We start from the raw sequence: 21473 nt of genomic DNA on the forward strand, positions 1-21473 counted from the left end.
CTCATCTGGCTGCCGCCTCGAGTACTCGTGCGGCGGCCGTCACCGCGCCGACCACATCACCGTCCGGCGGATACAGCAGGCTGCGGCCGACGACCAACCCACGGGCCACGTCGTGGCGGAGGGCTCCGCCCCAGGAGGCGAGGTCGGCTTCGGGGTCGCCGGAGGGGGCACCGCCGAGGATCAGGACGGGCAGGGTGGTGGCGTCCAGGACCGAGACATCTTCCGGGGCTGGGATTTTCAACCAGGTGTGAGCGGAGGTGACGCCAAGGCCGGAGGCGACGGTGATGGCCCGTTGCAGGGAGGCGGCGTCCCGGTGCATGGCGAGTGCGCCGTCCTCGTCGCGGGCGTACGGGAGGGGTTCGACCATGGCCATCAGCCCGTGTTCGGCCAGCTCCGAGACGGCACGGGCGCAGGCTTCCAGGGTCGGGATGGTGCCGGGATCCGAATCCACCAGGCGCAGCAGCATTTTGCCGCCGTCGAGGCGGTACTTGACCAGCGATTCGGCGTCGTAGCCGGTGAAGCGGTCGTCGATCTCCCAGTCCGCGCCCGCCAGACCGCCCCGGTTCATCGACCCGATGACGATCTTGTCGTGTACCGCGTCCAGGAGCAGCAGCTCCTCCACGATGTCGGGTGAGCCCAGCACCCCGTCGACCGCCGGGTTGGACAGCGCCAGCAGCAACCGTTCCAGCAGTGTGCGGCGGTCGGCCATGGCGGTGCGGTCCGCGCCGACCCCGAGCGCGCCTCGGGCCGGGTGATCGGCGGCGACCAGGAACAGGGTTCCGGTCTGCGACAGCAGGTTCGGGCGGCGACGGCGGTCGGCGTAGGCGCGGCGGACGGCCTCCGGGTCGGTGGCTCGGGTGCGCAGTAGGTCGTACCAGCGCTCGTCGGTCAGGTGCACAGCATCTCCTCGATCTCGGCATCGGTCGGCATGGCGTCGGCGCAGGCCAGGCGGGAGGCGACCAGCGCGCCGGCGGCATTGGCGTAGGCGGCGACCCGGTGCGGGTCCCAGCCGGACAGCAGGCCGTGCACCAGCGCGCCACCGAACCCGTCGCCCGCACCCAGCCCACACACCACCTCGATGGGGCACGGCGGGACGGTCCAGCGTTCGGCCCCGGTGGCGATGAGCACGCCCTCGGCACCGCGTTTCACCACGGCCAGGCGCACACCGCGGGCGAGCAGCCGGTCGGCGGCCTCGTCCGGGTCCGCGGTGCCGACGGCCACCTGCACCTCGGTCCGGTTGCCCACCACCACATTCACGTGATCGACCATCCAGCCGATCTCGGCGCGCGCGGTCTCCTCGTCCGGCCAGAACATGGGGCGGTAGTCCAGATCCAGCACGGTGTGACCGCGCCGGGCCCGCCGGTCCAGAATGGCTCGCTGAGTGGTGCGGCCGGGTTCGGCGCTGACACCGGTGCCGGTCACCCACAGCAACGGCACGGAATCTATGACATCCCAGGGGATCTCATCGGCGGTCAGCGTGAGATCCGGTGCGATGGGCGCCCGAAAGAACAGCAGCGGCGGATCAGCGGGCGGATTCAGTTCGCAGAACACCACCGGCGTCTGTAAATGCTGTGCGGTGCCGACGAATTCGGCCGACACCTCGAATCCCTCCAGCGCTGTGCGCACGAAGTCGCCGAACCCGTCCGGTCCGACCTTGGTGAGGATCGCGCTGCGTCGCCCCAGCCGGGCCGCGGCCACCGACACATTGGTGGCCGTCCCGCCCAGGAATTTCGCGAAGGTCGACACCTCCGCCAGCGGTACACCGCTCTGCTCGGGGTACAGGTCCACGCCCACCCGGCCGATCGTCAACACCTCCAGCGACCCCGGCCGGGTGCTGCTCGCCTCTGGTCGCGTCACGGCTGCACTCTCTCCAATTCGTGTTGCAGGGCTTCGAGTTCGGCCCCGCCCGCCATTTGACGGGTCAGCTCCGGCAGGTCGATCTCGGACTTCTCGTAGCTGCCCAGCTGCGCGCCCCGCTTCAACAGCAGGAAGCGGTCACCGACCGGGTACGCGTGATGCGGATTGTGGGTGATGAGCACGACGCCGAGGCCGCGGTCACGGGCTTGGACCACATAGCGCAGCACCACACCCGCCTGCTTGACGCCCAGCGCGGCGGTCGGTTCGTCGAGGATCAGCACCTTCGCCCCGTAGTGCACCGCGCGCGCGATCGCCACGCACTGCCGCTGACCACCCGACAGCGTGCCCACCGGCTGCTCCAGATCACTGATCTCGATCCCCATGTCCACCAGCGCTTTTCGCGTGATGTCGTGGGCCTGCTTGCGATCGAGCAATCGCAGCGGACCCCTGGTGGGTTCGGAGCCGAGCACGAAATTGCGCCAGACACTCATCAGCGGGACCACCGCGAGATCCTGGTACACGGTGGCGATACCGCGATCCAAAGCCTCACGCGGCGAGGACAATCGCACCGCCTCGCCATCGAGTCGCAGCTCTCCGCTGTCGTGCTGATGCACCCCGGCGAGGATCTTGATCAAGGTCGACTTGCCCGCCCCGTTGTCGCCGAGCACGCAGGTCACCTCGCCCGCCCGCACCACCGTGGACACGTCGCGCAATGCCACCACGCCGCCGTAACTCTTGCCGATGCCCGCTGTTTCGATCAGCGGCACCGTAGCCGCACCGGTCGTCTCGGTCATCGGTGAACCCTTTCCGCCCGCTTCTTGAACGCGTTGTTGACCAGCACCGCCGACAGCAGCAGCACACCCAGGAACAGGTTGAACCAGTCACTGTCCCAGCGCGCGAACACGATTCCCTGCCGGGCCATGCCGAAGATGAGCGCACCGATCGCCGCACCCACCACCGAGCCGAACCCGCCGGTCAGCAGGCAGCCGCCCACCACCGCCGCGATGATGTACTGGAACTCCAGTCCCACACCCTGGTTGGCCTGCACACTCGAGAACCGCAGCAGATTGCACGCGCCGACGATCCAGCCCGCGAACGCGGTGGTCATGAACAGCAGGATCTTGGTGCGCATGGCGGGCACACCCACCGCGCGCGCGGTCGGCAGCGAACCGCCCACCGCGAAGATCCAGTTGCCGAGCCGCGTCCGCATCAGCACCACGGCGGCGATCGCGGTCACCACGATCCACCACACCACCGATGCCTGGATGCGGGCGTCGCCCAGATTGGTGGTGGAGGCGAAAACCCAACCCGCCGACTGATATCCGGGTGCACTGCGCACTCCGGAGATCTGCACGGTCCCGGTCACCCACCGCGTGACACCGAGGTTCAGACCCTGTAGCGCCAGGAACGTGCCGAGCGTGACAATGAAGCTCGGCAGCCCGGTTCGCATCACCACCCAGCCGTTGAGCGCACCCACGGCCAGCGCGAAGATCAGCGAAACCGCCAGCGCCAGCCACACATTCCAGCCCGCGTGCACCGCCAGCAGCCCGGTGATCAGCGCGGTGGAGGCGGTCATGACACCGGCCGAGAGATCGAACTCGCCGCCGATCATCAGCAGGGCCACCGCCACCGCCATGATCCCGAGCGTCGAGGCGTCGTCCAGCCAGGTCGAAACCCCCAGCGGCGAAAGGAATTTGTCGGTGATGATCCAGAAGAACAGGAACACCACCAGCGCCCCGAGCAGCGCACCCATCTCCGGGCGCACGATGAGGCGGTTCAGGATCGCCAGCCGATCCGGCGGGGTCACCGGCGGGTTCGGCTCGGAAGTCGTTGTCACAGTTGCCATGTCACTCACTCCCGCTCACCGGGTGCCCTGGCCGACGAGCGCGGCGACGGCATCGACATTGTTCTTGTCCACGAAGGCCGGACCGGTCTGCACCGGATGCCCGCCGCCGACCGTGTTCAGGTTCGACTTGTAGAGCTTCAGCATCACCACCGGCAGATAGCCCTGTTCGTACTGCTGCTGATCGACGGCGAACAGCAGCGTCCCGGCCCGGATCGCCGACACCACATCGGGATTCAGGTCGAAGGTGGCCACCGCGGCCTGCGACCGCGATTCGGCGACGGCGTCCACCGCGCGGGCGGCGATCTGCGAGTTCAGGGTGAGCACGGCGTCGATCGAGTGATCGGCCTCGAGCGCGCCCTTGATCCGCGACTGCACATCGGTCGGATTGTTGATGTCGACCTGCAGCGTGGTGGCATTGCCGAACCCCTGCGTCGCGCCCGCGCACCGCTGATTCGCGCCGATGTTGCCGGCCTCGTGGATCACGCACAGCATCTTGTGTTTCCCGGCGGCGGCGAGGCGTTTGCCCGCCGACTCACCGGCCAGCTGTTCGCTCTGCCCGACATGGCCGATCGCGCCGAAGGTGGCGCTCTCGGTCTCACCGGAGTTGATGGTGACCACCGGAATGCCCGCCGCGACGGCCTTTTCGACCGACGGCTTCAACGCGTCCGGATTGGCCATCGACACCACGAGGCCGTCGACGCCCTGCGCGACCGCGTTGTCGATGAGCTTGGCCTGCTGGGTGGGGTCGCCGGAGGAGTTGTACTCCACGCGCACCCCGAGGTCCTTGCCGGCGGCCTCGGCACCGTTCTTGACCACGTTCCAGAAGGCGTCGCCGGGCGAGCCGTGGGTGACCACGGCGACCGAGTGCAGCGTGCCGACCTCGGCCGGGGCCGAAACCGGAGTGTCGGTCTCGGTGCCCGGGCCGCTACAGGCCGCGAGGACGGCCGCGACGGCCAGCCACGGCAGCAGGCGCAGGCGTCGGGATCGGGAGGATATGGACATCATCGTCGTCACCTCCCTAGTGAATCCGGGCCGAGGCGAGACCGGCGCTGATTTCCGCCAGGTGTCGCAGACTCGATTCGGCATTGCGGGTCGGCAGCTCGGCGGTATCGCCCGGATTCAGCGCGGTGTCCTGCTCCATCACGTACCAGCCGCGGTATCCGGCGGTGTGCACCGCGCGCACCAGGGCGGCGATATCGACGTCGCCCGCGCCCAGCGGCACGTACAGCCCGTCGCGGACGGCTTCGCTGTATTCGATTCGGCCCGCGCGCACTTCGGCGGCCAGGTCGGCGTGCACGTCCTTGAGGTGGATGTGGCCGATGCGGTCGGGGTGACGCTGTGCCAGCGCGACCGGATCGACGCCGCCGATGAGCAGGTGCCCGGTGTCGAGGCAGAGGTCCAGGTCGGAGTCGGCGAGGAAGCGATCCACCTCGGCGGCGGTCTCGATATGGGTGCCGACATGCGGGTGCACGGCGATCCGCAGCCCGTGTTCGGCGGCGATATCGGCGATCGTGGCCGCGGTGTCGACGAGGGTCTGCCATTCGTGGTCGCTGAGTTCGGCGCGACTGTCGTAGCCGCCGTCGCCGGTCGCGGCGGCCAGCACCAGCACCTCGGCCCCGGTGGCGGCGAACAGCGCCGCCGTCTCACGGGCGAGGGCCAGGGCCGCGCCGGGTTGCCGGTGCAGCACCGCGGCCAGGAAGCCGCCGACGGGCGCGATTCCGAAGCCGCGCAACTGGTCTCGTAGCTCGTGCGGGTCGGCGGATAGGTAGCCGGGCGGACCGAATTCGGTGGCGGCCAGACCCAGTCCCGCCATTTCCGACAGCACGGTGGCGGGGTCCAGGACATGCCCCCAGCCGGGGACTTCGCAGACTCCCCAGGAGATCGGAGCGGCGGCGATACGCAGTGGATGGAGCGATTCGGTCATCGGCACTTCCCAGACCCGTCGTCAGGCATCGAGTGATGTGCTCATCGTTGGAGCGCTCCAACAATGTAACTTGGCTCACTCGTGTGTCAAGAGTTCGCCATGCATCGAAAACAGGGCCTCTTACTCGGAAAATACTGTCTTGCAGGCGAAATGAGCCCGTGAAAAGTTGCCTCGAATATCCGATTAGAGCGCTCTATTGCTTCGGCCCCCGGCCACGCTGTAGCGTGCGACACACACCGAGCCGGAACCCACGGAGGACCACGATGACCCGACCGACCATGGAGGACGTCGCCGCCCGGGCGGGGGTCTCCCGGGCGCTGGTCTCACTGGTCATGCGCAACTCCCCCAAGGTCAGTGACCATCGCCGCCGCGCGGTGCTGGCGGCGGCCTCCGAACTCGGCTACCAGCCGCACGCCATGGCGCGCTCGCTGGCCAGCCGCACCTCCAACATCGTCGGTGTCATGGTCTCGGACCTGCGCAACCCGTTCTTCGCCGACATCGTCGAAGGCATGGACGCGGCCGCGCAGGAGGCCGGGCTCGAACTCATCCTCAACACCGGGCGGCGCAGTGCCGCCCGCGAGCGCACCGCGCTGGAGAGCCTGCTGGGCTTCCGGCCGGGCGGGATCATCCTGCTCTCACCGGTTTTGCCCGCGTCCGGGATTCGCGACGCGGCCGCCCAGTGCCCGGTGGTGCTGGTGTCGCGCACCTCGACCATCGCGGCCGTGGACACCGTCAACGACGACGGTGAACTCGGTGCGGCGCTGGCCGTGGATCACCTGGTGGCACTGGGACATCGGCGCATCGTGCACCTCGACGGGGGCGTGGCGTTCGCTGCCCCGCCACGACGCAAGGGCTACACCGCGGCCATGACCCGACATGGCTTGGAGCCCATGGTGATCGACAGCGAGCACACCGACACCGCCGGTGCCGCGGCCGTCCGCAAACTGCTGAACATCTTCTCCCCCAGCAACTTTCCCACCGCTCTGGTGTGCGGCAACGACTTCAACGCCGTCGGCGCGATGGCGGCGCTCGAGGAATCGGGGCTGCGGGTGCCCGACGACGTCTCGGTCGTCGGCTACGACAACACCTCACTGGCCGCGCTGCGGCACGTCTCGCTCACCACCATCGACCAACCTCGTACCCGCATCGGCCAATTGGCGGTGCGGGCCCTCACCGAACGGCTGCGCGAGCAGCGCACCGAACCGGTGCGCATGCGGCTCGAGCCCGCCCTGGTGATCCGCTCGACCACTGCCCCACCCCGCGATTGACAGGAGCCGTTCCATGTCCCCGATCACTGTGGGCCTCGCCGGCACCGGCCGCATCGGTGCCTCCCATGCCGAAAGCCTGAAATCCCTGCCCGGCGTCGCCGCCGTGCTGGTGGCCGACGCCGACGCCGAACGCGCCCGCGCCACTGCCGACAAGCTCGAAATCGACTTCGCCGCCGACGTGGAGACACTGCTCGCCGCTGACATCGACGCCCTGGTGGTCACCACCGCCACCGACTCCCATCCGGCGCTGATCACCGCCGCCGTCGACCGCGGCATTCCGGTGTTCTGCGAAAAGCCCATCGCCGCAGACATTCTCGGCACGCTGGCGGTGGTTGAACGGGTGCGCGACTCGCGGGTGCCGGTGCAGATCGGCTTCCAGCGGCGCTTCGACGCCGGCTACCGGGCCGCCCGGGCGGCGGTGGCATCCGGTGAGCTGGGCTGGATTCACACCCTGCGCGCCACCACCCTCGATCCCGCGCCGCCGCCCGCGGAGTACATCCCGCGCTCGGGTGGGCTGTATCGGGACTGCGGGGTGCACGACTTCGACATCATCCGCTGGGTCACCGGCCGCGAGGTGGTCGAGGTGTACACGACCGGGGGCAATCGCGGTGAGCAGTTCTTCGCCGACGCGGGCGATATCGACACCGCCGCGGTGATCCTGCGCCTCGACGACGGGGCGCTGGCCACCGTCTCGCTCACCCGCTACAACGGCGCGGGGTACGACGTGCGCCTGGAGGTGCTGGGTTCGCTCGGCAATGCCATTGTGGGACTGGATGATCGAGCGCCGCTGCACTCGGTCGAACCCGGGCACCCACAGTCGCCGCTGCCCGCCTATCCCGGGTTCATGGATCGATTCCATTCCGCCTACACCGAGGAGCTGGCCACTTTCCTCGAGGTCGCGACCGGGCGGCAACCGAATCCGTGTCCGCCCGCCGAGGCGCTCGAGGCGTTCTACATCGCCGAGGCCTGTGAACTGTCCCGTCATCAGGGCAAACCCGTGCGGCTGGCCGAGATTCGCCGCTGAGCGGGACTACCCGGCCCACCACTGAGTGAGATACGCCCATTCCACATTCGGACTATGGCGGGCGTACCGATTGCGCAGCTTGTAAGCTCCCGCCAACGCGTCGCTGTGCCGAGGCGCCCGAGAGTAGTTGGTTTGATGGGAGTTCGATGCCATCGGGATACAGCCCGCAGGACGAATTGTGGTGGCAGGACACGGTAGTCCTGGATGCCGTCGTTGACGCGCCCCCTCCCGAACCCGTCGAGCCCAAGTCCGCGGCGGCGGCCCCGAAGACCGCGAAAACCAGCCGCTACCTGATCATCGGCCTCACCGCGACGATCGTCGTCCTGCTCGTCGCGCTGGCCGCCGTGGTCCTCACCGGCAACGCCTCCTGGTCGGCCGCCCCCGGCGCCACCACCGCCGCCCCCACCAAGGCGGCCCCCATCACCCCGCTGGGTGGCGCGGCCCCCACCGACAGCGCCACCAACCCGCGCGCCCAGCCGACCACCGTCGACAACGCGCCCGCCACCACGGCCCCTCAGACGACCACCACCACGGTCGCCCCCACAACCACCACCACCGTCCCCGCCCTGCACGACCCCTGCGACACCCTCAGCCTCGGCCAAACCGCGAAGAGCGCCAAGGGCATCACCCTCACCTGCGACATAGCCGGCGGCGCAAGTCCGGCCTGGCTCGACGAGAACGCCCCCACCGCCGGTTCCACCTGCGACGCCTCCTCCTCCGGCTACTTCGGCACCACCGCCGACGGCCGCCAACTCCTGTGCGCCCGAGGCATAGACGCCACCGGCTCCCGCACCTACACCTGGCAGATCCCCGGCCAAATGTCCGGCGGCACACACGAATCCGGCCAACCCTGCAACACCCAGCGCGACATCGTAGCCAAATCCTCCAGCGGCCGAGCCGTCCTCTGCCAACCCAGCGCCACCTCCCCCCACTCCACCACCGGCACCTGGCAGTCGGTCCCGAGCTGAGCACCGCTTGTATCGTTGCGTGACAGCTGTTTTCGAGCGCGAAGGATCGCTTTTGAAGCTTCAGAAGATCGGGCGGGTGGGGGTTGCCGTGCTGGCGGCCGTGACGGTTCTCGGAGTGTCGGCGTGCAGCAGCGATCCGAAGCCCGTCAAGGTGACCACCTCGAAAGTCGCTGTGGCCCCGGGGAACTTCCCCGCCGCGCCGACCGCCGCGGACTTGAACACCGAATTGCAGAAGGTGGTCGACCCGGCCGTCCCGAACGAGCAGAAGTTCGAATTCATGCAGGGTGTTTCAGCGGACCCGAGCTTGCCGCAGCGGCTGGCCGACTTCTACAAGCAGAGCAATGCGACCGTCACCGTCACCGGCGTCAACGACCTCGGCAACGGAATGCTCAGCGCCGCCGCGCAAGCCTCGGTCAACGGCGGACAACCACAGCAAGCGGTGGTGCCGTTCGTGGTCGAGGACGGCAAGTGGAAGGTACAGAAGGAATGGATCTGCAGCATGCTGCAACTGGGCGGCCAAACCTCCCCCGCCTGTAGCTGATTCGCGGCCGGATATTCCGTTGCCCGGGTCGCGCGAGCGCGGATAGCGTCCGGGGAATGGGTCGCACTGTCGTTGTCGGGGATATTCACGGATGCTTCGACGAATTGATGGAACTGCTGGAGGCACTCGCGCTCAGCGACGAGGACCTGCTCGTCAGTGTCGGGGACCTGGTGGATCGGGGTCCGAAGCCGGTCGAGGTGGTGGAGTTCTTTCGGGCGCGGGGCAATTCGGTCGTGGTCGCGGGAAACCATGAGCGCAAACATGTTCGGGGGGTCTTTTCGTATTCGCAGGACGTCACCCGGTTGCAGGCCGGTGACGGGTACGCGGCGATGGTCGAATGGATGCGGACGCTGCCGTACTACTTCGAGAACGAGCATGTGCGGGTGGTGCATGCGGGGATGGTGCCGGGGATTCCGCTGAGCGAACAGCCCGAGGAGATCCTGTGCGGATCCAGCAGGGGTGAGCGGGAACTCGCGGCGCGATTCGCGAGCGGTCATTGGCACGATCGATATGAGGACGCCGAGGTGATCGCTTTCGGGCATCACGTGACCGGTGATGAGCCGATGGTTCGGGACGGGCGGATCTTCGGGCTCGATACCGGTGCCTGCCACGGCGGGCGACTGACGGCACTGAGCCTGCCGGACATGACGATTCATTCGGTTGCCGCGCACACCGATCACTGGTCGAACGTCAGGCGGAACTGGCAGCTACCGGTGCTGAGGACCAAGCCGTGGCACGGATACACCTGGCTCGAGCTGGCCGAGACGATCACCCGCCTGTCCGCGACCCCGGACGCGGCCAGTCGCGCCTGGCTGGCGGAGATCGAGAAGTGGTCCGTCGCCTTGCAGTCGGTGTTCCCGGCGCTGGTTTCCGCTGCCGAGCGGACCGCCGACGGCCTCGACGCCGAAAAAATGAAAGCGCACCCCGCGTCGATGTTCCTGTTCCAGGCCCGCAACAACAGGCTGGATGTGGCCGGTCTCAGTCGGCAGTGCAACACGCCTCGTCGCACCATCGACCTGACGGTCGCGTTGGGGGTCGAGGTGCCCGCACTGCCTGACTGACGACTCGGTCAGCGAGGGAGGGGGCTGTAGAAGACCAGGCCGTTGCCCTTGTTGTCGTAGACGACCGCGCGGCGCTCGTGGGCGTCGTCGTAGGGGCCCTTCACGATGCCGCCGCCGCTGGCCTCGACGGCCTTCGCGGCGGCGTCGACGTCGGCGGTTTTGATACCGACGACCACCTGGCCGTGAATCGGGTGGTCGATGGCGGTGGCCAGGGCCAGGGTCACCGCGCCGCCGTCCAGTGCGGCGAAGTGTGCGCCGTCGCGGAATTTGACCGGCATTCCGAGGGTCTCGCTGTAGAACCGGATCGATTCATCCAGGTCATCGGTCGACAAGATGATCATCCGCACTTCATGGTCGCTCAAAGCTGCCTCCTACGGCTCGCGAGTCCAGGTTCGTCCGCCACCCATGATGCTGGCCGCCCACACCCGAGCCTCCGCAACGACACACCCGTCCCACCCACCGGCCCGAATGTCACCCCCCACCCCTATCCTGCCCAGGTGAGGCGGATCACCGAACCGAGAGGAACCCTCGCATGCGGATCTACATCACCAGCGTCTTCGTCGACGACCAGCAGAAGGCGCTCGACTTCTACACCGGCACACTGGGTTTCACGAAGAAGCACGATGTCCCCCTGGGCGCGGCCCGCTGGCTCACCGTGGTATCGCCCGAGGATCCAGAAGGTGCGGAACTGCTCCTCGAACCCGACACTCACCCGGTGGTGCAGCCCTACAAGAGCGGCTTGCTCGCCGACGGCATCCCGGCCGCGTCATTCCAGGTCAAGGACGTGCAGGCCGAGTTCGACCGGCTGCGCGCCCTCGGCGTCACCTTCCGCCAGGACCCGGTTGCCGCCGGGCCGGTAACCACCGCCGTTCTCGAAGACACCTGCGGCAACCTCATTCAGATCGTCGCGCCGGTCGGATAGGCCAGGTGCGCTCGGCGTCGGGCAGGTGGCGAATTCAGGCGACAGCGACAAGTCCACGATGCGTCGTCTGCCCCATTTCGTACGCCCGCCCCACCAGTCGAGTCACGGCGTCCGCCACCCGATCCGGCTCCTCCAGGATCACCGAGTGGCCCGCACCGTCGATCAGCACCAGGTCGGCGTAGTTGATGGCCGACGCCATGGCGACGGAATGCGAAGGCGGGGTCATCAGATCGGCTGAGCCGCAAAGGATCAGCGTGGGGATGGCGGACAGCAGCGGCAGCGCGGCGGTGCGGTTGTAGGTGGTGAACGCGGCGAGGAAGGCCGCCATCGTCACGATCGAGGTCTGATTGTGGATCGCGTTGGCGAGGGCCAGAATTCGCGGACCCACCGTGCGATCACCCCGTTCGGCATTGCGGACGATCGGAGTGAACAGCTTGCGCGCCAGGTGTTTCGCGTTCTGCATCAGTGCAGGTGCCCAGCGAACCGCGGTGCGGAAGGCGGCGATGGCGGGGTTGCGGAGGAGGCGGCCGAAGCCGGTTTCGGCGAGACCGCTCGCGGCAGTGGCAACCAGGCCGACGCCGACAATTCGAGTCCCGATCTCGTGCGGATACAGGTCCACATAGGTCAGTGCGGTCATGCCGCCCATGGAATGGCCGACGAGAATGACCGGCCCGGTCGGAGCGACGACGTCGAGCACATCGTGCAGGTCACGGCCGAGCTGTTCGAGGGTGTAGGTGTGGCGCGGCGCGGTGGCGGAGTCACCGTGGCCGCGATGGTCGTAGCAGATGACCCGGGCCTCGGGGTACCGGCGACGCAGAGCGTCACGAACGTAGGACCAGGATTCGGTACGCGAGCAGTGCCCGTGCAGCAGCACCACCGTCAGCGCCGCGTGGCGGGGACCGTACTCCCGGATCGACAGCGCCACACCGTCTTCCGCGTCGACGGTCACGCGGCGTGACGCCGAGGTGGCGATGGTGTGGGTGATCGACATCGAATTCTCCGGTTCCTGCTGCGGGGCACTTCCCAGTGTTCGTCACCGTCAACCCGTTCAGCAGTGCCCCGAGGACTCGAATACCACCGCCGGGGGTGGGCCGATCACCACCAAGGTGTGGTCCGCAATACGGCGCTGGGGCGCGGGTTTGGAAACACAGGGACGGCCAGGCGGATCGGAAATACCATTCGAAGGTGACCTCCGAAGCCCTCGCTGCCCCGCCTCGCGGAAAACACCGGGTGCGCAAGGAGGTGCGCAAATGGCTGCCCAATCAGCACGGCGCATGGGCGATGCTCGTGGTCCCGTTCTTGATCGGAATGCTGCTCGGTCATCCTTCGTGGTGGCATATTCCGCTATTGCTGGCGTGGCTACTGGCCTATACGACGGCCTTTCATCTCCAGCAGTATCTGCGGTTGCGCCGAATTTCCCGTAACCCGAAAGCCCCGCGACGGCACCTGCGACCGATGCTGGTGTCGGGCGCGGCATTGATCGTCTCGGGTGTGCCGGTGGCCGTGGCGAAGCCGGGGCTGTTCGTGGCGGCCGCGATCATGCTGCCGTTCTTCCTGGTCAATCTCCGGTACGCGTGGCGCAATGACGAGCGCGCGCTGGCGAACGGACTGCTGGCGGTGGTTCCCGCCTGCGGCATGCTGCTGGCCTCGCTGTATGTGGGCGGAGGTGCGCTCAGCGACGGATGGCGGGCGGCGGTGGCCTGTCTGCTGTACTTCGCGGGGACGGTCTTCTATGTGAAGACGATGATCCGGGAGCGCGGCAGCCGCAATTACTATCGCGCCGCCGTCATCTTCCACATCGTCGCGCTGGCGCTGGCGACCTGGCTGCAACCGCTGCTCGCGGTGGCATTCATCCTGTTCCTGGCGCGCGCTGTTGTCCTGCCCGGATACAAGCTGCGGCCCGCCGAGGTGGGCATCATCGAGATGGGCTGCTGCGTGCTGCTCGCCGTGCTCACTCTGATCTGAGTCCTGGCAAGTTCTTGCCAACAGTCGGCAAAAACTTCCGTTGTCCGGGCTCGGCGACCGGTTCTAGCTTGGGCGCATGGCTTTCAATGTTGCGGACCTGTTCGAGCACGCGGTGGACGCGGTGCCCGATCGAATCGCGGTCATCTGCGGGGATCGGCGGGTCACCTATCGCGAACTCGATCAGCGGGCGAATCAGCTTGCGCACTATCTGGCTTCGCGTGGCATCGGCAAGGGCGATCATGTCGGCGTATATTCGCGCAACTCGATCGAGGCGCTGGAGGCGATGATCGCCACGTACAAATTGCGGGCGGTTTCGGTGTGCGTCAATTATCGGTATGTAGCCGAGGAAGTGCGGTACATCGTCGACAACGCCGATGTGAAAGCCCTCGTGCACGAACGGGTTTACGCCGACGTGGTGGCTGAGGTCATGGCGACGACACCGATGCTCACCGACGTCATCGTGATCGAAGATGGCTCCGGCGGCGACTATTCGGGCTACGGCGGTATCGACTACGACGCGGCGCGTACCGGACAATCCACCGAGCGCGCGTTCGACGAGCGTCGCTCCGATGACCTGTACATCCTCTACACGGGCGGCACCACCGGCTATCCGAAGGGCGTCATGTGGACCCACGAGGATGTGTGGCGCACGCTCGGCGGCGGCATCAACCATGTCACCGGCGAGTATGTCGCCGATGAGTGGGAACTGGCCGAGAACGCGAAGTCCGCACCCGAGGGCCTGGTGATGGCACCGCTTTCGCCGCTGATTCACGGTGCGGCCCAGTGGGCGGCGTTCATCGCCCTCAACTCCGGCGGCACCGTGGTGTTCGTGCCGCGGTTCGATGCCGAGGAGGTGTGGCGGACCGTGGAGCGGGAGCGCGTCAATGTGCTGACCGTCGTCGGTGACGCCATGGCCCGTCCGCTGCTCGACGCCTATCGCGAGAAGCCGTATGACGTGTCGTCGCTGTGGGCGTTGAGCAGTCATGCGGCCTTGTTCTCGCAGTCGCTCAAACAGCAGTATCTGGCGGAGTTTCCGAATCTGTTCCTCACCGACGTGATCGGCTCGTCGGAGAGCGGCAGTACCGGACTGGCCGTGGTGGGCAAGGATTCCGATCATTCGCAGGGCCCGCGGGTGCGCTACAGCGCGCAGGCGGCGCTCATCGACGATGACGGGAACCTGGTGCCACGCGTGCCGGGAGCGGTAGGGCGGATGGCGCGTTCCGGTCATGTGCCACTCGGGTACTACAAGGATCCGGTGAAGTCCGCGACCATCTTCGTGGAGGTGGACGGGGTGCGCTACGTGGTGCCCGGCGACTACGCGCGCTATGAGGAGGACGGGACCGTCACGCTGCTCGGGCGTGGGTCGGAGTGCATCAATACCGGTGGGGAGAAGGTGTTTCCCGAGGAGGTGGAGGGTGCGCTCACCTCCTGTCCGGACGTGTTCGACGCCCTGGTGATCGGGGTCGCCGACGAACGGTTCGGGAATTCCGTTGCGGCGCTGGTGCAGTCACGTGCGGGGACCGAACTCGATCTGGCGGCGCTGGACGCCCATGTCCGGACCAGGATCGCGGGATACAAGGCTCCGCGCCGCTATTGGGTGGTGGCGGAGATGATGCGGCAGCCCAGCGGGAAGGCCAACTATCCGGCCGCGAAGAAGTACGCCGCCGAACACGGCGACCTGGCGCGCTCACCCAGATGAGGAACGCAGCAGCCCGAGTTCGGCGGCGCGGGCACCGAGCTGGAATCGGGTCGCGACGCCGAGCCGGGTCATCACCTCCGCGATGCAGCGCCGATAGGTGCGGGTGGAGACCGAAAGCCGCCGGGCCGCAACCTCATCGGTGACACCGTCGTTGAGCAGCCGCAACACCGCGAGGGTGGTGTCGTCGAGTTCGCGATGCCGCAGCGCCAGATGGTCGCACAGGGGCAGGGCGGTCTCCCAGGTCTGGGTGGCGAACTGGTAGATCGCACCCATCAGCGTGTACTCCGACGCGACGTGGGCCTGCGGCTGTCCGTTCACGCGGGCCCACAGCACCGCGATGCGGCGATCGAGCACCATGGTGTTGTGGAAGTCGTTGTCGGTGACGCGAATTCGATCGGCGAACGTGCAGACCCGCAGCCTGGCCGCGAGTTCCCGGTCGTCGGCGTACCGGGCGGACAGCAGGATCTGCACCCGGATCCCGGCGTCGACCAGTTCACGTATCTGCGCCTCGGCGGCCAGGTACTCGAGGCCGACGCTGATCGGTTCGGAGATGGCGATCACCACTTCCTCCCGCACCTGGTCCAAACGCCGCTGCAGGATGGCGCCCCAATCCCGCTGCGGCGTCACCGGTGCCGGGTCCACGCCGGGCCCGTCGAGTTTCGACAGGGCGGAGTCCAGCAGTTCCCGGGAACGCAGCAGCAATTCCGCCACCTCCGTGGTCATGGCTGCCACTCCCCTCGTCGGCATCGCACCTCGCGCGATGCCGAACGTACACAAGGAGACCCGGCCGGACAAGAACGTGTTTCAGTTCTGCGTGAGGGCGGCTTCCGCCTCGGCGCGCGTGACCGGGTGACCCAGGCCGCCGAATTCGTGCAGGTCGCCGAAGACTTCGATGCGGGCCGCGGAGCTGATGCCGCCGACGCGCATCGGGTCGAAACCTGCGGCACGGATCAGGACGGCGACGACCTCGCCGGCCGCTTCATCGTCGGTGGCGTAGAAGCCGACAGCGGGTGGATTGCGGTGCGCGGCAGTGGTCAGCGAGTCGGCCGCCAAGGTTCCGAAGGCTTTGACCAGGGCCGCGTTCGGCGGAAGCAGGGCGGCGATGACTTCGCCGGAGGACTGCTCGGCGGGGATGGTCTTGACGAAGCCGCCGTTGCCGTCGGGCGCGATCGGGTTGGACGGGTCGACGATGATCTTGCCGGGCAGGCGGTCTCGATACTGCTCGATCAGATCGCGGAGGGCGTCGAGCCACACCGCGAAGATCAGAATGTCGGCTTCCTCGACGGCCTCCTCGACGGCGACCGGACGGGTATGCGCCCCGAGGGTGGCGGCGAGGCGTTCGGCGTCAGCGAGTTGCGGTGCGGCGAGCAGGATTTCGGATCCGGCGGCGGCGAGACCGGAGGCCAGTCGGCCGCCGATATTGCCGAGGCCGATGATTGCGGTGGTGGTCATTGTGGTTGGGTCTCCTTGATCGTCTGTCGGAGTGCGCGGGCGGCCCGGTAGAACCGGGAGCGGTCCGCGGCGAGAGCGTCGAGCGGGGCGGCGATTCCGGGCGCGAGCCGCAGTGGGTCGAAGTCGAGATCGCATTCGGCCGTGCGGGTTTCGAGATTCATGCGGCCCAGCCGGACCAGGCGCGGTGGATCGCTCCACGGGGCGGTCGGATCGTGGAGCGGGTCGTCTTCGCGAGGCAGCCGGGCGTAGAGGGTCAGGCCCGCGGGCAGGCGGTCGGTCAGATCGGTGGTGAGGTAGTCGGCGGACCGCGCTGCTGCCGCATCGACGTCGAGGGGGTCGACGAGAGTGTCGGGTTCCCATTGCAAACGAGCCCAGGCGGTTTCGCCGTGGGCGTCGGCCAGTCCGAACGCGTGCACGGCGTGGTAGCGCTGCCCCAGGTAACTGGTCGGAGCGCGCTCCCCCGCCGCCGCCAGGGCGGCGTCCGCCTCCGGATGGCGCGCCCGGAACTCGGCCATCGCTTGCGGCCCAGCCGCACCCGCTTCCAGGAATTCGAGCATGTCGGCGGCCGTCCGCACGAAGAACACCGGCAAGGTGAACGCGATCAGATCGGTGGGCGGGGCGGCAGGCGGGGAAAATCGCACCGAGACACCCTGATCGCCGGTCCGGGCGTCGTGCGCCCCGCCACGAGTGCCGGAGAATCTGGCGGTGACAGGGATCGCGTCGCCACCCAGCATCGCAGACGAACTCAGTTGCGCCGCAACAGGATCAGCCTGGAACCACCCGGTTGCGCTCACCGCACGCCGGTGCAGCATCCGCTGTCCGGGCGCGGCCTCGAGCACCTCTCCCGTGCGCGCGGCCAGCTGTTCAATGGTGAGTTCGTTCATCGTCGAAAGCGCTTTCAGTGGACGGGTACAGCCAGCCGCGCAGCAACCACGACACCAGCGGTAGCGCGAGGAAGGTCATCGCCGTGCTGAACAGGACGGTGAAGGCCAGCGTGCGCGCGACCAGCGGCGTCGAGGACAGCAGCGGGCCGAGGACGGCGTTGCCCAGCAGGGAGATCGGGAAGATCGAGATCGCGGACACCACCGCCTGTTTCCAGTGCGGTGGGGTCCGGGGTGCGGTCTCAGGCACCACGGGGTGCGCGGTGCACCAGGTGTTTGATCTCCTGGAACTCGCCGAGGCCGCGCAGGCCGTTGAGGCGGCCGAGTCCGCTCTGTTTGAAACCGCCCTCCTCGAACTGGTCGACGACGACCGCCCAGGTATTGGTCCACACGGTGCCCGCTTGCAGTTCCCGGCCCACGCGGAGCGGACGGTCGACGTCCCGGGTCCAGATGCTCGCGGCCAGACCGTATTCGGTGGCATTGGCGCGCGTGATGGCCTCGGCCTCGCTGCCGAAGGTTTCGAAGGTGGCCACCGGGCCGAACACCTCGCGCTGCACGATGGGGGCGGCGAGGTCGGTGACCTCGACGAGGCTGGGACGGTAGTAGGCGTCGACGGCGTCGGGCCCGCGGTTCACCAGTCCGCCACGTTCCACGATGGTGGCGTACGCGGCGGCCTCCGATACCGTGCGGTCGACGCGTTCGGCATTGGCGCGGTCGATCATCGGGCCCATTTCGCTGGCGGGATCGTCGCCGGGGCCGACCTTGACTGCGGCAAGGGATTTCGCCATGCGATCGCGGAGTTCGGCGGCGATGCCGTGCTGCGCGAGGATGCGGCTCCCGGTCATGCAGAACTGTCCGGTGAAGGTGGTGATCGCCTTGGTCAGTACCGGCACCACCGCGTCGAGATCGGCGTCGTCGAAGACGATCATCGGGCTCTTGCCGCCGAGTTCCAGTGACAGCGGCTTCAGGGTGGCGGCGGCGTTGGCCATGATGATGCGACCGACCACCGTGCTGCCGGTATAGCTGACCACGTCGACTTCGGGTGACGAAACCAGCAGGGGCGCACCGTCGTTGCCGGATTCGGTGAAGCAGTTCAGGACACCGGTGGGCAGGCTGTCGGTGGCCGCGATGATCTCGTAGAGCAGGCCGTTGACCAGACCGGTCTGGCCGGGAAGCTTCATGGCGACCGTGCACCCGGCGGCCAGCGCGGGGGCAAAGGAGCGGACGGCCAGGACGACCGGCGAATTCCAGGGCGCGATCACTCCGGCGACACCGGCGGGTTCGGTCAGGGTGGTCGAGTACAGGCCGGGTTTCACCTCGGCGGCGCGGCCGGTGTCGGCCAGGGCCAGCGCGCCGAAGTAACGCAGTTTCGGAATCGAGAGGTCGATCTCGAATTCCGCTTCGGCGCGGATCTTTCCGTTCTCCCGGGCCAGCATGGCGACCAGGTCGTCGCGGCGTTCGGCCATGCGGTCGGCGAGTTCGAACAGGGCGCGAGCGCGCAGGTCGCGGTCGCGGGACCAGGTACCGGTGTCGAAGGCACGGCGGGCGGCCGTGATGGCGGCCAGGGCCTCCGCTTCGCCGCCGTCGGCGAAGGTGCCCAGTACCGCGCCGGTGGCGGGGTTGCGGGAGGTGGAGACGGCACCGCCGTCGGACCACAGGCCGTCGATGTAGTGCCGGGCATGCAGCAGTTCGGGCAAGGAGAATCCTTCGGTCGCAGGGGAATTCAGAGCCGGGCGGCGATGTGCTCGGCGGCGGCGATCACGGTGGCGTTGGTGGCGGCGCAGATGGCGTCGGGGAAGATCGACGCGTCCACGACACGCAGCCCGGCCAGGCCGCGCACCGCGCCCAGCGCGTCCACTACAGCGGCCGCGTCGTCGTCCGCGCCCATGGGGACCGTCGAGGTCGGATGGTGGTAGGTGTCGAGGGTGGCCAGCAGGGACGTCTCGATATCGCCTGTGCCGGGAGATATCTCGTGATCGACGAGGTCCGAGAGCGGGGAGCTGCGCCCGATGCGGCGACTCAGGGCGACACCCTCCAGCAGCCGCTGCCGATCACCCGGTGTGGCAAGGAAATTCAGGTCGATGACGGGGGCCAGGCCCGGATCTCGACCGGCCAGAGTAAACGTGCCGCGGGATTCGGGGCGGGTGAGTGCGACGGCGAGGACGAACGCCGCGCCGGTCGGGCCGGCGTGCTGGTCGATGAGGTGAGTAGCGGTGATGTGCAGGTCCAGTTCACCGGGAGCAGCGGTGGAGCTGGCGGTCCACACCTTCGCACCGATCACCGGGTGGCCGTCACCGAGGCGGTCGGGGTGGGCGGCGTAGGCGTTGTAGTAGAAGGGATGGTCGTAGAGGGTGCGGCCCACGGGGAGGTCCGCGATCACCGGAATATCCAGGCCGGCAAGGTCTTCAGCCGGTCCGACGCCGGAGCGCAGCAGGATCGCCGCGCTGCCGTAGGTACCCGCAGAGAGTACGACCTCACCGGCGAGGACCTGTTCGCCAGCGGCGGACACGACACCTCGGGCACGGGTGTCGTTGTCGCCGAACAGGATCCGATCGACAGCGACGTCGCCACGCAAGCTGAGGTTCGGACGCGCCCGCACCTCTTCGGTGAGGTAGGACATGCCGGTGTTGACCCGCACACCGTCCACGACGTTCATCGCGTACGGCGCGACCCCGTAGGGCTGCGGGCCGTTGAAGTCGTCGGTGGCGGGAATTCCACACGCCAGTGCGGCGTCGACGAAGGCCCGCTGCATGGGGCTCAGTTCCTCGCGGGTGAGCTGATGCACCGGCAATGGTCCACTGCGGCCGTGCCATTCGTCGGCGCCCGCGGTGGTGCGCTCCAGCTTTCGGAAGCTGGGGAGCAGGTCGGCGAACGACCAGCCCTTCAGGCCGCGGGCGGCCCAGCGGTCGAAGTCGGCGGGCAGGGCCCGTGCCATCACCGATCCGTTCACCGCGGAGCTGCCGCCCAACACCTTGCCGCGGTAGGCGTGCACCGGGTGACCGATGTGCCCGGGTTCGGAGGTGTAGCCCCAGTCGTGGCCGGTGTAGGCGCCGAGGAGGCTGCTCGAGGTCACGGTCTCGGGGTAGCCGTCGGCGGGATAGACCGGTCCGGCTTCGAGCAGCAGGACGCGGCGGTCGGGGTTTTCGCTCAGCCGGGCGGCGAGCACGGCACCGGCCGACCCGCCGCCCACGATCACGACATCGAAGATCGGATCGCTCATCAGCCGACCGCGCCCGCGGCCTTGTCGATCACGTCGGCCACCACGTCGGGGTGCGAGACCGCGATGGCGTGGCTGCCCGCGTGCTCGGTAACGGTGGCATTGCTGCGCTTGGCCATTTCACGCTGACCGGCGGGCGGGATCATCCGGTCGTCACTGGCCACCAGATACCAGGACGGCAGGGTGCGCCAGGCCGGGTCGCCGGTCTTCTCGGTGAAGGCGGTGACCGCGATGGGGCGCTGCCCGGCGGCCAGCACCGCGGCCTGCACAGGCGGGACGTCGGGGGCGAAGTACTCGACGTACTTGTCGGGGGTGATCACCAGCTCGGGCAGGGAGGCGCCGCCCGCCGGGGCCGGGAACATCTGCGGCACGGTGATTTTGGTGGCCGGGCCACCGTAGCGGCCGTCCAGCTCGCCGAGCGATTCGCCCTTGTCCGGGGCGAAGGCGGCCACGTAGACCAGCCCGGCGGCCTTGGGCGAGCCGACCGCGGCATTGGTGATGACCGCGCCGCCGTAGGAGTGCCCGACCAGGACGGTCTTGCCGGGCATGGTGTCGAGGATGCCGCGAATGTAGGCGCTGTCGTAGTCGAGTCCGCGCAGTGGCACGGCGGCGGCGGTCACTCGGAAGCCCTTGCGCTGCAGCTGTTCCACTACACCGCTCCAACTGGAGGCGTCGGCGAACGCGCCGTGCACCAGGAGAATCGAGGGCTTGGCCGGATCGGGTTGCACGGTGGCGGAGGGCTTGGCGGCGGGCTGATCGCTCGCTGAGGAGCACGCCGCCGCGGCCAGGGCCATGGTGAGCGCGCTCATCAGGATCATCGTGCGACCGGATCGGCGGAGGGTGTTGCG

Annotated in this window: 23 protein-coding genes; 8 read left to right on the plus strand and 15 right to left on the minus strand. The window is 68.2% G+C overall.

All coding sequences use genetic code 11. The features are described 5' to 3' along the window. Window position 1: 1 nt before the first annotated feature. The 6 genes from OG300_RS16410 to OG300_RS16435 are packed head-to-tail and all read right to left on the minus strand — an operon-like array spanning window position 2 to window position 5627. Window positions 2-898, minus strand: coding sequence for an aldolase (locus tag OG300_RS16410; RefSeq protein ID WP_405496806.1), 897 nt, complete (start codon window positions 896-898; stop codon window positions 2-4). After that, the gene (iolC, locus tag OG300_RS16415; RefSeq protein ID WP_405496808.1) at window positions 889-1857 is read right to left on the minus strand and encodes a 5-dehydro-2-deoxygluconokinase; all 969 of its coding nucleotides are present in this window, start codon (window positions 1855-1857) and stop codon (window positions 889-891) included. The genes OG300_RS16410 and iolC overlap by 10 nt, the downstream gene beginning before the upstream one ends. Then, window positions 1854-2651, minus strand: coding sequence for an ATP-binding cassette domain-containing protein (locus tag OG300_RS16420; RefSeq protein WP_405496810.1), 798 nt, complete (start codon window positions 2649-2651; stop codon window positions 1854-1856). Before OG300_RS16420 ends, iolC begins: the two co-directional genes overlap by 4 nt. After that, window positions 2648-3703, minus strand: a complete 1056-nt coding sequence (locus OG300_RS16425; RefSeq protein WP_405496812.1) for an ABC transporter permease — start codon at window positions 3701-3703, stop codon at window positions 2648-2650. The genes OG300_RS16420 and OG300_RS16425 overlap by 4 nt, the downstream gene beginning before the upstream one ends. A 15-nt stretch (window positions 3704-3718) precedes the next feature. Next, complete coding sequence (locus OG300_RS16430) at window positions 3719-4708, minus strand: sugar ABC transporter substrate-binding protein (RefSeq protein WP_405496814.1); 990 nt, start codon at window positions 4706-4708, stop codon at window positions 3719-3721. Between the two features lie 13 nt (window positions 4709-4721). After that, window positions 4722-5627, minus strand: coding sequence for a TIM barrel protein (locus tag OG300_RS16435; RefSeq protein WP_405496816.1), 906 nt, complete (start codon window positions 5625-5627; stop codon window positions 4722-4724). A gap of 263 nt (window positions 5628-5890) precedes the next feature. On the opposite strand from OG300_RS16435, the gene OG300_RS16440 reads away from it, so the two are divergent. From OG300_RS16440 to OG300_RS16460, 5 genes are all read left to right on the plus strand, one after another. Then, a complete protein-coding gene (locus OG300_RS16440) occupies window positions 5891-6895 on the plus strand; it encodes a LacI family DNA-binding transcriptional regulator (protein ID WP_405496818.1) in 1005 nt (334 codons plus the stop codon). Window positions 6896-6908: 13 nt separating this feature from the next. Next, window positions 6909-7919 carry a Gfo/Idh/MocA family oxidoreductase gene (locus OG300_RS16445; protein ID WP_405496820.1) on the plus strand — a complete coding sequence of 337 codons (1011 nt, stop codon included), beginning with the start codon at window positions 6909-6911 and terminating at the stop codon, window positions 7917-7919. 146 nt (window positions 7920-8065) lie between these two features. Further along, window positions 8066-8887 carry a hypothetical protein gene (locus tag OG300_RS16450; RefSeq protein ID WP_405496822.1) on the plus strand — a complete coding sequence of 274 codons (822 nt, stop codon included), beginning with the start codon at window positions 8066-8068 and terminating at the stop codon, window positions 8885-8887. A 52-nt stretch (window positions 8888-8939) separates the two neighbouring features. Beyond that, window positions 8940-9428, plus strand: a complete 489-nt coding sequence (locus OG300_RS16455; RefSeq protein ID WP_405496824.1) for a hypothetical protein — start codon at window positions 8940-8942, stop codon at window positions 9426-9428. A 56-nt stretch (window positions 9429-9484) separates the two neighbouring features. Then, window positions 9485-10489 carry a metallophosphoesterase family protein gene (locus OG300_RS16460; protein ID WP_405496826.1) on the plus strand — a complete coding sequence of 335 codons (1005 nt, stop codon included), beginning with the start codon at window positions 9485-9487 and terminating at the stop codon, window positions 10487-10489. An 8-nt stretch (window positions 10490-10497) separates the two neighbouring features. Here the strand turns inward: OG300_RS16460 and OG300_RS16465 are convergent, their stop codons facing one another. Continuing rightward, window positions 10498-10851, minus strand: a complete 354-nt coding sequence (locus OG300_RS16465) for a VOC family protein (protein ID WP_405496828.1) — start codon at window positions 10849-10851, stop codon at window positions 10498-10500. Window positions 10852-11021: 170 nt separating this feature from the next. Between OG300_RS16465 and OG300_RS16470 the strand changes: the two genes are divergently transcribed. After that, a complete protein-coding gene (locus tag OG300_RS16470) occupies window positions 11022-11411 on the plus strand; it encodes a VOC family protein (RefSeq protein WP_405496830.1) in 390 nt (129 codons plus the stop codon). Between the two features lie 34 nt (window positions 11412-11445). Here OG300_RS16470 and OG300_RS16475 read toward each other — a convergent pair whose 3' ends face one another. Further along, window positions 11446-12402: an alpha/beta fold hydrolase gene (locus tag OG300_RS16475; protein ID WP_405496832.1), complete on the minus strand. Its 957-nt coding sequence runs from the start codon at window positions 12400-12402 to the stop codon at window positions 11446-11448. A gap of 194 nt (window positions 12403-12596) precedes the next feature. Between OG300_RS16475 and OG300_RS16480 the strand changes: the two genes are divergently transcribed. Both OG300_RS16480 and OG300_RS16485 read left to right on the plus strand, forming a co-directional pair. Then, on the plus strand, window positions 12597-13376 hold the full coding sequence (locus tag OG300_RS16480) for a YwiC-like family protein (protein WP_405496834.1): 780 nt from the start codon (window positions 12597-12599) through the stop codon (window positions 13374-13376). A gap of 76 nt (window positions 13377-13452) precedes the next feature. Then, complete coding sequence (locus OG300_RS16485) at window positions 13453-15075, plus strand: acyl-CoA synthetase (protein WP_405496836.1); 1623 nt, start codon at window positions 13453-13455, stop codon at window positions 15073-15075. Here OG300_RS16485 and OG300_RS16490 read toward each other — a convergent pair. The 7 genes from OG300_RS16490 to OG300_RS16520 form a co-directional block, all read right to left on the minus strand. Next, a complete protein-coding gene (locus OG300_RS16490) occupies window positions 15064-15798 on the minus strand; it encodes a hypothetical protein (protein ID WP_405496838.1) in 735 nt (244 codons plus the stop codon). The two genes, OG300_RS16485 and OG300_RS16490, sit on opposite strands and share 12 nt — an antisense overlap. A gap of 81 nt (window positions 15799-15879) precedes the next feature. Further along, window positions 15880-16527: an NADPH-dependent F420 reductase gene (locus OG300_RS16495; RefSeq protein WP_405496840.1), complete on the minus strand. Its 648-nt coding sequence runs from the start codon at window positions 16525-16527 to the stop codon at window positions 15880-15882. Next, window positions 16524-17411: a catalase gene (locus OG300_RS16500; protein WP_405496842.1), complete on the minus strand. Its 888-nt coding sequence runs from the start codon at window positions 17409-17411 to the stop codon at window positions 16524-16526. The genes OG300_RS16495 and OG300_RS16500 overlap by 4 nt, the downstream gene beginning before the upstream one ends. Next, the gene (locus tag OG300_RS16505; RefSeq protein WP_405496844.1) at window positions 17392-17613 is read right to left on the minus strand and encodes a hypothetical protein; all 222 of its coding nucleotides are present in this window, start codon (window positions 17611-17613) and stop codon (window positions 17392-17394) included. The genes OG300_RS16500 and OG300_RS16505 overlap by 20 nt, the downstream gene beginning before the upstream one ends. Before the next feature lie 37 nt (window positions 17614-17650). Beyond that, window positions 17651-19105, minus strand: coding sequence for an aldehyde dehydrogenase family protein (locus OG300_RS16510; protein ID WP_405496846.1), 1455 nt, complete (start codon window positions 19103-19105; stop codon window positions 17651-17653). A 26-nt stretch (window positions 19106-19131) separates the two neighbouring features. Then, complete coding sequence (locus tag OG300_RS16515; protein WP_405496848.1) at window positions 19132-20628, minus strand: GMC family oxidoreductase; 1497 nt, start codon at window positions 20626-20628, stop codon at window positions 19132-19134. Beyond that, window positions 20628-21434 carry an alpha/beta fold hydrolase gene (locus OG300_RS16520; RefSeq protein WP_405496850.1) on the minus strand — a complete coding sequence of 269 codons (807 nt, stop codon included), beginning with the start codon at window positions 21432-21434 and terminating at the stop codon, window positions 20628-20630. Before OG300_RS16520 ends, OG300_RS16515 begins: the two co-directional genes overlap by 1 nt. Window positions 21435-21473: the final 39 nt, after the last annotated feature.

This window comes from Nocardia sp. NBC_00511 (assembly GCF_045161165.1).
Lineage (GTDB): Bacteria > Actinomycetota > Actinomycetes > Mycobacteriales > Mycobacteriaceae > Nocardia.